The sequence below is a fragment of the Pseudoalteromonas sp. 1_2015MBL_MicDiv genome (genome assembly GCF_002407505.1).
In the GTDB taxonomy this organism is placed as follows: Bacteria; Pseudomonadota; Gammaproteobacteria; order Enterobacterales; family Alteromonadaceae; genus Pseudoalteromonas; species Pseudoalteromonas fuliginea.
Genome location: NZ_CP012738.1, coordinates 279,400 through 291,044 on the forward strand (window position 1 = coordinate 279,400; position 11,645 = coordinate 291,044).

At 36.8% G+C, this 11,645-nt stretch carries 10 protein-coding genes; all 10 read left to right on the plus strand.

What is annotated here, in order from left to right:
- The first annotated feature begins 36 nt into the window (after nucleotides 1–36).
- The 10 genes from tssC to AOR04_RS18790 all read left to right on the plus strand — a co-directional run bounded on the left by tssC (nucleotide 37) and on the right by AOR04_RS18790 (nucleotide 11,645).
- Nucleotides 37–1,563, plus strand: coding sequence for a type VI secretion system contractile sheath large subunit (tssC, locus tag AOR04_RS18745; RefSeq protein WP_096794293.1), 1,527 nt, complete (start codon nucleotides 37–39; stop codon nucleotides 1,561–1,563).
- Between the two features lie 2 nt (nucleotides 1,564–1,565).
- Complete coding sequence (locus AOR04_RS18750) at nucleotides 1,566–2,342, plus strand: type VI secretion system accessory protein TagJ (protein ID WP_007377091.1); 777 nt, start codon at nucleotides 1,566–1,568, stop codon at nucleotides 2,340–2,342.
- A gap of 17 nt (nucleotides 2,343–2,359) precedes the next feature.
- A complete protein-coding gene (tssE, locus tag AOR04_RS18755; protein WP_096794294.1) occupies nucleotides 2,360–2,845 on the plus strand; it encodes a type VI secretion system baseplate subunit TssE in 486 nt (161 codons plus the stop codon).
- Entirely contained in the window at nucleotides 2,842–4,668 is a 1,827-nt protein-coding gene (tssF, locus tag AOR04_RS18760) for a type VI secretion system baseplate subunit TssF (protein ID WP_096794295.1), read from the plus strand. The genes tssE and tssF overlap by 4 nt, the downstream gene beginning before the upstream one ends.
- On the plus strand, nucleotides 4,665–5,654 hold the full coding sequence (tssG, locus tag AOR04_RS18765) for a type VI secretion system baseplate subunit TssG (protein WP_033028453.1): 990 nt from the start codon (nucleotides 4,665–4,667) through the stop codon (nucleotides 5,652–5,654). Before tssF ends, tssG begins: the two co-directional genes overlap by 4 nt.
- Before the next feature lie 22 nt (nucleotides 5,655–5,676).
- The gene (gene tssH / locus AOR04_RS18770) at nucleotides 5,677–8,280 is read left to right on the plus strand and encodes a type VI secretion system ATPase TssH (protein WP_008137754.1); all 2,604 of its coding nucleotides are present in this window, start codon (nucleotides 5,677–5,679) and stop codon (nucleotides 8,278–8,280) included.
- A 239-nt stretch (nucleotides 8,281–8,519) separates the two neighbouring features.
- Nucleotides 8,520–8,999: an Hcp family type VI secretion system effector gene (locus tag AOR04_RS18775; protein WP_007377086.1), complete on the plus strand. Its 480-nt coding sequence runs from the start codon at nucleotides 8,520–8,522 to the stop codon at nucleotides 8,997–8,999.
- 73 nt (nucleotides 9,000–9,072) lie between these two features.
- Nucleotides 9,073–10,950, plus strand: coding sequence for a type VI secretion system Vgr family protein (locus AOR04_RS18780; RefSeq protein ID WP_096794296.1), 1,878 nt, complete (start codon nucleotides 9,073–9,075; stop codon nucleotides 10,948–10,950).
- A 7-nt stretch (nucleotides 10,951–10,957) separates the two neighbouring features.
- A complete protein-coding gene (locus AOR04_RS18785; RefSeq protein WP_007377084.1) occupies nucleotides 10,958–11,314 on the plus strand; it encodes a hypothetical protein in 357 nt (118 codons plus the stop codon).
- Nucleotides 11,315–11,354: 40 nt separating this feature from the next.
- Nucleotides 11,355–11,645 (plus strand): PAAR domain-containing protein, encoded by a 291-nt coding sequence (locus AOR04_RS18790; RefSeq protein ID WP_007377083.1) that lies wholly within the window; start codon nucleotides 11,355–11,357, stop codon nucleotides 11,643–11,645.

The window sequence follows — 11,645 nt, forward strand, 5'->3', positions numbered from 1 at the left end:
CTAACCTCTCTCTAGCGTTAAGGATAATGCATTAGAATGAATCATGAAGAGTTTTCATTTATAAATCAAGACTTCACTTTTCAACAAAAGTCGCAGTCTCGAATAAGTGATAATGAAGCTTTGCTTGATAGGTTTTTAAACGAAAAAAACCTAGATAAAGCATTATTATTATGGCTTGAAGGCTCTTCTGATTCACCTATTTCATGGAATAAGGAGTCTTTAGGTCCCTATCTACAACGTATTATAGTTGAGCTTGATCAGCTGATATCTAAACAACTAAATATAATTATTCATGACAAACGCTTTCAAAAATTAGAAGCTAGCTGGCGTAATATGTGGTGGCTTTTATTGCAGAGCGAGCAATACGATAAAGAAAATAAAGTAAAAGTAAAAGTATTAAACTGTAATTGGATGACCTTATCTAAGGATGTAAATAAAGCGATTGATTTTGATCAAAGCATGTTTTTCCAATTATTATATCAAAGCGAGTTTGATAGTGCCGGGGGAGAACCTTTTGGGGTTGTTATTGGCGATTACGAAATAACAAATACCTTTTCTGAAGGAACGACTTACAACGATATTGATACAATAAAAGAGATATCAAGAACGGCGGCTGCCGCTTTTTCTCCTTTCATCTGTTGTGCTTCACCCAATTTATTTGGCGCTGATAGTTTTTCTGACTTAGGTTATTACTCCGATCTTTTTAATCATTTTGAACAGCCTGAATATGCAAAGTGGCAGAGCTTTAGAAAGATGGAAGAGTCGCGATTTATCGGCTTTACATTACCGCATGTCCTCGTTAGGCCACCTTATAGTAATGACGGAAAACGCCATCAAGATTTTTATTTTAAAGAGCAAATTGTTGACCCTGAAACAGATATGCTTTGGGGAAATGCTTCTTTCCAGTTCGTATCAACAATAATAAGAGCTTACTGTGAGAGTGGCTGGTTTGGTCATATTCGTGGCATTGAACCAGGGAAAGTTTCAAAAGGGTTAGTGACAGGGCTAGCACGAGACAATTTTGCTAATGATACATATCAAAAAGAGGCTAAACCGCCTTTGAATTTATTGGTAACAAGTAAGTTTGAGAAACAGTTTTCTGAGCTTGGTTTTATTCCTGCTTCATCGGTTACAAATACAGAACATATTGTTTTTTATAGTAATGCGTCTGTTCAAAAAGCAAAAAATTATGACTCAAGTGCTGCAAATATAAATGCGCGTTTATCTTCAATGCTGCAGTATATATTGTGTGTTTCTCGTTTTGCGCACTATTTAAAATTATTAGCACGTGATCGCGTAGGCTCATACAGTACTGCGCAAGCATGTGAAAGAGATTTACAGGCTTGGGTAAATAACTATACCACAGCATCAGATTCAGCTTCTGAGCAAATCAGAAGCAAATACCCATTAAGTAATGCAAAGATAAAAGTTAGTGAAAATAAGGCTAATCCAGGGCATTACTTTTCTGTTTTGCAGTTACAACCACACTTTCAATTAGATCAAATGGTTTCTAGCATTAAATTAATAACTGAGCTTAGTCCTCACCATAAAATAAAGGAATAGTAATGAAAAAAATACATAGCTTAATTCGTGAGGGGAAACTCACTGATGCATTGTCATGCTGCGCAACAGAATTGCAAGATGAACCTTTAAACTTTGATATTAGAAGTATTTACGCAGAGCTACTTTGTATTAATGGTGAACTTGAAAAAGCAGATAAACAATTAGATTTTATGGTTCAAAAGAACCCAGAATTTGCCGTTGGTGCGGTCAACCTTCGTCACTTAATTCGTGCGCAGCAGTCGAGAGTTGATTTTTATCAAGGCAATGGAATTCCTAAACTGTTTCATGATGCAGATGAACTCGACACTTTATTTTTAAAAATGCATGTTGCTTTACTCGAAAATGAAGTTAATGAAGCCGCTGAGTTAGCCCTAAAAATGGAAGCGCTTAGAGCTACAATATCACAAGATGATTCAACTGGAATTCGAGATCTTGATGATACCTTGGGCCCATATTTAGAAGTGTTAGGTACAAATGGCGAGTTTTATTTAGCCAATTTTAATGAAATAGAAACATTAAGAGTACAGCCTAATGAATCATTACTTGAAAGTATTTGGTTACGAGTGGAAATAACAATTAAAGATGGCCCATCAGGTACAGCTCATTTACCGCTTGTTTATGCAAATTCAAACAGCGACATTGAAAAGTTAGGGCAAGTGTCTGATTGGGAAGAACTTAAAGACGAGTTTATTATCGGTAAAGGAATGAAAATGCTATTTGTTAATGACGAGGCAATCACTATTCCTAACTTAAAAATAAACGCACTCGAAACTGCCTAATTTATATTTGAATAATCATGATTGAACATAAGCAACAGCTTCAAGCATCAATTATCGATAAACTTATCGATGATGAGCCCGACTTTCAAGATGCACCTTCTCGCACCGAAGGGATAACGATTAGTGAACTCAGAAAAAATGTGCGAAGAGACATAGAAGCGTTGCTTAATGCGCGAATTCAATGGCATACATGGCCATCACAATATGATGAATTAGCAACATCTTGCTTATCATATGGGCTTCCTGACTTTTCGAGTATGTCAGTAAGCTCTCATGAAGGACGAACATTATTGTGTGAGACGGTCAGAGATACGATTTTAAAATTTGAACCACGATTTCTTGAGGTTGAGGTGTTTACTGATGAAGAAGTGCCAATTAATAGAGTACTTAATTTGCGAATAAATGCGCTTTTGTATGCTGATCCCGAGCCTGAATTCATCAGTTTTGATTCTGAAGTTGAGCCAGTTAACTTAGGCATGAAAATTATTGAGGCATCTTTATGAACGATGAATTATTAAAGTATTATAATCGTGAATTAGCATTTGTGCGCCATTTAGGTAAAGACTTTGCTGATAAATATCCTAAGGTTGCGGGGCGATTAAAGCTTAGTGAAGATCATATTGAAGACCCTCATGTATCGAGACTAATAGAATCCTTTGCTTTTTTAACCGCCAATATTAGACAAAAGTTAGACGATAGTTTCCCTGAACTAACGGATGCCTTACTGGGTCAGATGCTGCCAGACTATCAAGCACCAATACCATCAATGTCGATAGTTAAGTTAGAAGCCGAAAACCTATCTACCACGGGTATTGTGATCCCTAGAGCGAGTGAAGTAGAAACAAATGTTGAATCTATGAAGCAATGTAAGTTTCAAACCTGCTATGAAACTTACTTATGGCCTATAGAAATAACAAGCGCTCAGTTTGACAACAGCCCATTTGTTGCGCCTAAACCGAGGTGGCATGAAAAAGCAAAATCAATATTTAAACTTGAGTTAACTGGTGAATACAAAGGTGTGTCGCTGGCAGAAACAGGACTTGAGAAACTACGTATATTCATCAATGGTCAATGGCACCATACGTTAAAAGTGTATGAATTACTTTTTAAGCATTGTATTGGAGTTGCGATTGATAATGGCGAAGAAGGGATTAAGTACGTATCAAAAGATCAACTTAAAGCTGTTGGTTTCGACGCAAACGAAGCCGTTGTTCCTTATTCACAGCGCTCTTCTTCCGGTTATCGTTTATTAGTTGAAAATTTTACTTTCCCAGAGAAGTTTAGATTTTTTGAGTTACAAGGAATTAAGTCGTCACTGCCTAAAAAGTCTAATCAATGTACTTTGTATTTTTACTTAGATACAGAATCAGCTGAGCTTGAAAAACAAGTTGATAAAAATATGTTTTTACTTGGTTGTACGCCAATTATTAATCTATTTGAGCAAGAGCTAGAGCCAATACGACCAGAAATAAGTGAATACGAGTATAAATTAACACCCCGCTATATGGACTCAGAAATATCTGAGGTGATTGGCCTTTGTGAAGTAATTGCTTTTGATCATAAAGGGAATAAGCAGATTGTATCCCCTTTTTACGGACAAACGCACCCTAAATACCAGGGGCATGAAGACTTGTTCTGGCACATACGAAGAGAAACTGCATCTTGGGCCGGTGGTTATGTTGAATCAGGAACTGAGACATTTTTATCACTTGTAGATGCGACGTTTGAAAACAGTGCAATGGAATACGGTGAGGGAAATACTGTATTAACTGTTCGTGCAAATTGCAGTAACCGAAATTTACCTGCAAGTATGCCTTTTGGCGATGATGAGCTTGGGCTACTTATGCCTGAACGTGGTGATGTAATTAAAAAAATCCGCTGTTTAATCCCTTTTACGCATGCAGTTAGGCCAATTTTAGCTGACGCAACAAGGTGGCAATTAGTTAATCATTTAACACTAGATGCTTTTAGTGGTGATGATGCATGTGTCAAATTAAAAGAAGTCCTTCGTCTTTATGATTTTAGAGCTTCACCGCAGACAAAAGGCATGATTGACAATATCTACAGAGTATTAGTTACCTCTTCAACTGCACGAGTAGTACAAAGTGGTAGGGTGAGTTTTGCAACGGGTAGTGATATTGAAATTACCTTTGCTAATGATGACTTTTCTGGCAGCGGCATGTTTTTCTTTGCCTCTATTTTAGACCATTTTTTTGCACAATTTGCTGCAATTAACAGCTTTACGCGTGTTAGCCTCAGATTAAAAGAGCAAGAACAAATATATTATCAGTGGCCAGCTAGAGTGGGTGATAGTCCTCTTTTATGATTAAGCATATTATTTCTCAAGCATCGCAAATAGACTTTTATAAAGCCGTTTTCATAATAGAAAACCAGCTTAAAAAGGATGGCTTAGAGCACCGTCACGTAGGCTACGATAGTAACCCAAAGCACGAGCTTATTAAATTTACGGCAACTCAAAAGTTTGGTTACCCAGGTAACGCGATTACAAAATTAGAGGAAACAAGTTTTGAAGATGGCCTCCATAAAGTAAATATGCAGGTATCTTTTATGGGCTTAACAGGTTGCTCAGGTGCGCTACCACAATTTTACAGTGAATTGGTTATGCAACGCCTGAGATATAAAGACACCACTATGCGTGATTTTTACGACATGTTTAATCATCGCCTAATTTCTTTGTATTACAGAGCTTGGAAAAAATATAAACCATCACTGAATCATATAAATAAAGATAAGAATAAAGACCCATACACACAAATTTTAGGTTTGTTAAGTGGAGGTTACAACGAACATCAACTTCATTTTTCTGGTTTATATAGCCGAAAGATAAGAAATGCATCGGATCTAAAAAGCATTCTTACTTCTTATTTAGGGTGTGATGTTGCGATTAAACAAATGATTGGCCAGTGGCATGATCTTAAGCCTCAAGAGCAAACACGCCTAGCTAGTCAGGCACTCTTTGAAGGGCAACATGCACGCTTAGGTGTTGACACTGTGATTGGTAAGCAAATATGGGATGTTTCATCAAGCATTGAAATTCATATTTCTTCAGATGACCCCTCGAAAGCTAAATCGTTATTACCTAAAGGGTCTTTGTTTGAGCTTAGCAATAAAATTATAAAAGATTATGTCGGAAATTCAGTTCAATTTCGGTTAATTATTGAATCTGATTTTCATGAGTTAGAGGCGGTATCGCTTTCTAAAAATAATTGTCAACTAGGCGCTAATAGTTTTTTAGGCGCCGGTAAAAACACATTTAAAAATAAACCTACTAAGTTATCGTTTAAAGGATAATTAAAATTAAAAGGAATAGTGTATGTCTTCGATGACACTGAATAAGCTCGTTGAAAAATTGAGTCCCGACTGTAGAAAGAGCCTAGAAGCTGCTGTTGCAATTTGTAATAGCCGTAGTCATTTTACTGTTGAATTAGAGCATTGGTTACTTGCTATGATTGAACAAAAATTAGATGACGTTAGGCTTATATTTGGCTCATTCGATATTGATATTGATAGAGTTCAACAAGACTTAAATCAGTCGCTTGAATCATTAAAAACAGGTAGTGAGTCTTCACCTAGTTTATCCGTTCATGTGACTAGCTTATTAAAGCAATCGTGGTTAAGCACAAGTATAGAATTTACAGATAACCAAATTCGCAGTGCTTATGTTCTTTATACACTCACTAAAGACGATACACTTTCGAGCTTAGTGACTCGTTGCAGTAAGTTATTTAATAAAATTGAACCTGGGCAACTCTTGCATGCCTGGCCAGAAATAGTTGCCCAATCAGAAGAGCGAAACCATTCGGTACAAAGTGCAACTGCACAAACAAACTTAAGTTCTAAAACCCCTAGCCTTGACCAGTTTACTGTTGATTTAACGGCGCAAGCACTGGAAGGAAAAATTGATCCTATTTTAGGAAGAGATTTTGAAATTCGTCAAATGGTCGATATTTTAACAAGGCGTAGACAGAATAACCCTATTCTTACCGGTGAGGCCGGTGTTGGTAAAACGGCTGTTGTAGAGGGACTTGCACTTAGAATCGCACAAAAAGATGTACCCGCAGTGTTACAGAATGTGAAAATTCATAGCTTAGACTTAGCTTTGCTTCAAGCTGGGGCTGGTATGAAAGGTGAATTTGAAAATCGCTTAAAATCTTTAATTAATGAAGTGAAAAATGCGATTAATCCAGTAATTCTTTTTATTGATGAAGCGCACACTATGATAGGGAGTGGTGGTACCGCTGGTCAAAATGATGCTGCAAATTTATTAAAACCAGCACTCGCTCGAGGTGAATTACGTACAATCGCTGCGACAACATGGGCTGAGTATAAAAAGTTTTTTGAAAAAGATGCCGCATTAACTCGCCGTTTTCAGGTTGTTAAAGTTGAAGAGCCAACACCAGAAAAAGCAGTGGCTATGTTACGCGGATTAGTGCCTGTAATGGAACGCCATCACAAAGTATTTATTTCTGAGCAAGCATTAGAGAGCGCTGTTCACTTATCTCATCGCTATATAACAGCAAGACAATTGCCAGATAAAGCGGTTGCATTGCTCGACACTGCTTGTGCGCGTGTTGCCATGAGCCAAGCATCGACCCCCAGTAATATAGAGCAACTTGTCAATAGATTAAGTGAGATTGAAACGCAAGTACAGATGCTAAACCGCGAACAAAAAACGGGGTTAGATCACTCAGAACAATTAGATACGCTAAAAGCTGAGTTAGTTGATATTGAAAAGCAACTTGAGCCATTAAATGAGCAATTTAAATTAGAAAAAGAGATTGTTACAGATCTCAACAAAGCACTCGAATCAATAAACTCCGAAGAGGATGAATCTTCAGCACAGATGCTTGAAAGGTTAAAAGAAAGTAAACATAAACTTGCCTCATACGAGCATAACATGGTGCATTGGCAAGTGGATGAAGAGTTGATTGCACAGGTTATCTCTGATTGGACGGGAATACCTGTAGGGAAAATGCATGAAGATGAAATTCATGGCATTTTAAACCTAGCAAGCCAAATGAAAGAGCGTGTAGTAGGACAAGATCATGCACTTGATTTAATCGCTAAGGTTGTACAAACGTCTCGTGCTCAACTAGCCGATGAAAGTCGACCAAATGGTATTTTCATGCTCGCTGGCCCAAGTGGTGTTGGTAAAACAGAAACAGCCTTATCACTTGCCCAAGAAGTGTATGGCAGTGAAGAAAATGTCACCATTATTAATATGTCTGAATTTAAAGAAGAGCATAAGGTGTCTTTATTGCTCGGCTCACCTCCTGGTTATGTCGGATATGGCGAAGGCGGTATTTTAACCGAAGCAGTAAGAAGGAAGCCCTACAGTGTTGTGCTGTTAGATGAAATGGAAAAAGCGCACCCAGGTGTTCAAGATATTTTTTATCAAGTGTTTGATAAAGGTACAATTAAAGATGGTGAAGGGCGTGACATCGATTTTAAAAATACAATTATTATTATGACTTCAAATGTGGGCACAGATACCACAATGAGCTTATTTGAAGATGAAGAGAGTAAACCAAGTATAAAAGGTTTATTAAAAGCATTACAAGACGATTTATTAGGTTCATTTAAACCTGCATTTTTAGGACGGATTAACGTAATTCCTTATATTCCATTGAGTGATAATATACTGACTGAAATCGCAGGGATTCAAATAGATAAAATAATTAAAAGAGTTAAAAAGAATTATGACGCAAAACTCACTTATAAAAGTGATGTTGTTGAGTATATTATTGCTAATTGTCAAAATGCAGGGTCGGGTGCAAGGAATATACATACGATTTTGCAAAATAAAGTATTACCTTTATTATCTGAAGTTTTATTATCTAGTATGGTAGATGGCAACAAAGTTAGTAGTATATTGTTGTTAATTAAAGATAATGAATTTGAAATTGAATTAAATTAAATTTATTTTTAATATAACTGAGTAATAAGGTTGTTTCTTTAGTTTTAGGGCATTATAATTTTGGTGTCTTAGGTAACTACATGGAATTTTTGAGACATTGTCTTCATCTAGGGAAAGGAATTCTGAAGACCTTTTCATTGCTGTTATAAAGATAATGATTTCAAAGGAATTTTGGGAAACCAAAGTAAATAATCCAGTATTAATGGATAACATTGTTTAATTAAAAGGAGCATTATCAAATGCAAGCAAATACATATTTAAAATACGGTTCAATCAAAGGCGAAACTACTGCTGAGTCTTTCAAAGATTTAATTACAGTTTTATCACTTGATTGGAACGTAAGCCGTGAAATTAGCTCAGCCACTGGTACAGCGATGGATCGTGAATCTAGCTCTACTCGTTTAGGCGATGTAACAATTACTAAACTTCAAGATAAAGCGTCTCCTGACCTTTTCAAAGAAGCAACTATTGGTAAAGGTTTACCAGCTATTTTCCATATCACTAAACAAGGTGATAAAGTTGAAGAAATCATGAAAATCGAACTAACAGATGCAATGATTTCTAGCTATTCAGTATCAGTACAGAACGATCGTCCAATTGAAACAATCACTATCAGCTACACTGAAATGATGATGACTGTTACACCTACAGACGACAAAAATAACATTACTGCGCCACTTGTATATGGTTACAGCGGTGTTAAAGGTCAACAAATGTAATATTTGTTGTCTAATAATGGCTCTGGGCTTTGCTCAGAGCTTTTTTTGATCTCTAGGATGGGAAAAGCAAGGAATGCAAAAAGCAACACAAGATAAAAACGTAATTCAAATTAGCACCCCTGCTGGTAAAGACGCCCTCTATTTAACTCGTTTTGTCGCCCAAGAGGCAATGTCTGACTTATTTGTTATGTCAGCTAATATGTATACGATTGGCAAGCAAATAGCACATGAAGACTTAGTTGGTAAGCCTGTTTCTATAAAAGTAAAAAATGCTGAGGGTGGCGGCGAACGTTATTACCATGGCATAGTCAGTCATCTTGTTTCAAATGGCAGCCGTACAGCGGATGTCGATGAACAAAAAAATTATATTGACTATCAAGCGACAATAGTTCCTTTTGCGGCGTCAATGCGCAACCGTAAAAATAGTCGTATTTTTCAAAAGAAAACAATTAAAGATATTTTTGCAGATTTGTTTGGCCAACACGGTGTTGCCTTTTCAGACAAAACAAGCAAAACCTACCCTAAATACGAATATTGTGTTCAATATCAAGAATCAGATTTTGATTTTATACAACGCTTACTTCAACACGAGGGCATTTTTTACTTCTTTGAACACTCAAACAGCAATCATACACTTGTATTAGCTGACGATGTTACAGCCTACGAAGTGTGTGGAGAGGCAAAGGTAGTTTATTCAACCGGACACCTTAGCGAGTCGCATGTATCACGCTGGCAAGGTGGTTTAAGCATTGCCCCTGGTAGCTTTAAACGTGTTGGGTACGATTTTAAGCAACCCTCAAGATACCCTGATGGAGAGCAAGCAAATCCTGAGTTGCCAACACAATCGGTATCAGAAATATTCGAATATACAGGTGAGTCTGAATGTCACCCTCGTGCAGCAAGTATGGCATCGGTACAGTTAGAGTCATTGCAAAGAGACATGAAATTATCAAGCGGTAAAAGTGATTGTCGTTCTTTTACCGTGGGTAAATTATTTGGTTTTAAAAAACATGAAGATCCTAGATTAGAAGGAAAAACCTTTGTTATAACGTCAATGATGACGTCAATAACGGTGCCTAATCAATCAGGTGGTCAGCAAAGCGCGGCAGACGAGGTTTACTCAAATCACTTTGAATGTGTACCAAAAGAAATACCATACAGAGCACAAATTAATAAAAAGAAGCCTGTAATCAATGGTGTGCAAACGGCAATAGTGACTGGCGACAGTGCTGACGAAATAATGATTGATCAATTTGGTCGCGTTAAAGTGCAGTTTGACTGGGACCGAGAAGGCAAAAAAGATTCGAAAAGTTCATGTTGGATACGTGTTGCTCAAAATTGGGCTGGTAAAAAGTGGGGCGCCTTTTTCTTTCCTCGTGTAGGGCAAGAAGTACTTGTTGATTTTATAAATGGTGACCCAGATCAACCTATTATTAGCGGCGCAATTTATAACGCTGATTTAATGCCTCCGTATGCATTACCCGCTGAAAAAACACAAAGTGGGATTAAAACACGCTCAACAAAAGAAGGTGGCGCTGATAACTTCAATGAGCTGCGTTTTGAAGATAAAAAAGGCAGTGAGCTTTTATACATACAAGCTGAAAAAGATAAACAACTATATGTTAAAAACGATCAAAATGATAAAACCGATAACGACCATAATGTTGAAATTGGTAACGATCGAAAAGTAGATATAGCTAACAATGACAGCTTAAAAGTAGCTAAAAACCATATTGCTGATATAGGTGAGAATGATACTTTAAAAGTAGGAAAAAAATTAAATATCGAAGCCGGTGATGAAATTATTATTAAAACAGGATCTGCTCAGATTAAAATGAGTAGCAGTGGTAATATAACTATTGAAGGCACTAATATAAATATTAAAGGTAGTAATATAAAAGTGGATGGCAGTGCCATTACTTTATCTGCCGGTTTAATTAAATTAAATTAATGCAATTATGGAAATAATAAATAGTTTTCAAACAGGTTTGAGAAATGGCATTAATAACAATGGGCATGTTGTATATTGTCGTTATGGGTTGCCTCATTTGATTTGTTTACCAGTTAATAGGCCTGATGATCCATTGCTAAATCCTGCATTAAGTCATTTAAAGGCAATGGATGGCTACTATGCACAACAGTTTTTTGTATACTTACATACCTCGTTAAATAGTGAGGATGTTGTATCAGGCTTATATCAGTATGTAATGCAAAGCCCTGTGGCGCTTTCGGATTATACTAAAAGTGAACTAATTGATGAATTATCTCGCTTAGTTGCACATAATAAATTATTAATTATTCCTTTATACGAATAATAGAATTACTTAAAAATCAGTAATAAGACAAGGAGTCTAAATGGGTAAGCCAGCAGCTACAATTGGTCATATGCATGTATGTCCTAAAACTACCGGCACAGTTCCGCATGTTGGTGGTCCTGTTGTTCTAGGCTCTAGCAATGTATTAATTGGAAGTATGCCCGCAGCTCGCAAAGGCGACATGATGGTATGTATTGGTCCACCCGATAGCATTAAGTCAGGATCTGGCTCAGTTAAAATTAATGGAAAACCAGCCGCAAGAATGGGTGATGATAGCTCCCATGGTGGAAAAATTGTTGTTGGTAATCCGACTGTATTAATAGGTGGCTAA

What these genes read in the sequence shown, in the direction of transcription:
- tssG (WP_033028453.1), top strand. Translation starts at nt 4,665, where the DNA reads ATGATTAAGCATATTATTTCTCAAGCATCGCAAATAGACTTTTATAAA.
- tssF (WP_096794295.1), top strand. Translation starts at nt 2,842, where the DNA reads ATGAACGATGAATTATTAAAGTATTATAATCGTGAATTAGCATTTGTG.
- AOR04_RS18785 (WP_007377084.1), top strand. Translation starts at nt 10,958, where the DNA reads ATGGAAATAATAAATAGTTTTCAAACAGGTTTGAGAAATGGCATTAAT.
- tssH (WP_008137754.1), top strand. Translation starts at nt 5,677, where the DNA reads ATGTCTTCGATGACACTGAATAAGCTCGTTGAAAAATTGAGTCCCGAC.
- AOR04_RS18750 (WP_007377091.1), top strand. Translation starts at nt 1,566, where the DNA reads ATGAAAAAAATACATAGCTTAATTCGTGAGGGGAAACTCACTGATGCA.
- AOR04_RS18790 (WP_007377083.1), top strand. Translation starts at nt 11,355, where the DNA reads ATGGGTAAGCCAGCAGCTACAATTGGTCATATGCATGTATGTCCTAAA.
- tssC (WP_096794293.1), top strand. Translation starts at nt 37, where the DNA reads ATGAATCATGAAGAGTTTTCATTTATAAATCAAGACTTCACTTTTCAA.
- AOR04_RS18775 (WP_007377086.1), top strand. Translation starts at nt 8,520, where the DNA reads ATGCAAGCAAATACATATTTAAAATACGGTTCAATCAAAGGCGAAACT.
- AOR04_RS18780 (WP_096794296.1), top strand. Translation starts at nt 9,073, where the DNA reads ATGCAAAAAGCAACACAAGATAAAAACGTAATTCAAATTAGCACCCCT.
- tssE (WP_096794294.1), top strand. Translation starts at nt 2,360, where the DNA reads ATGATTGAACATAAGCAACAGCTTCAAGCATCAATTATCGATAAACTT.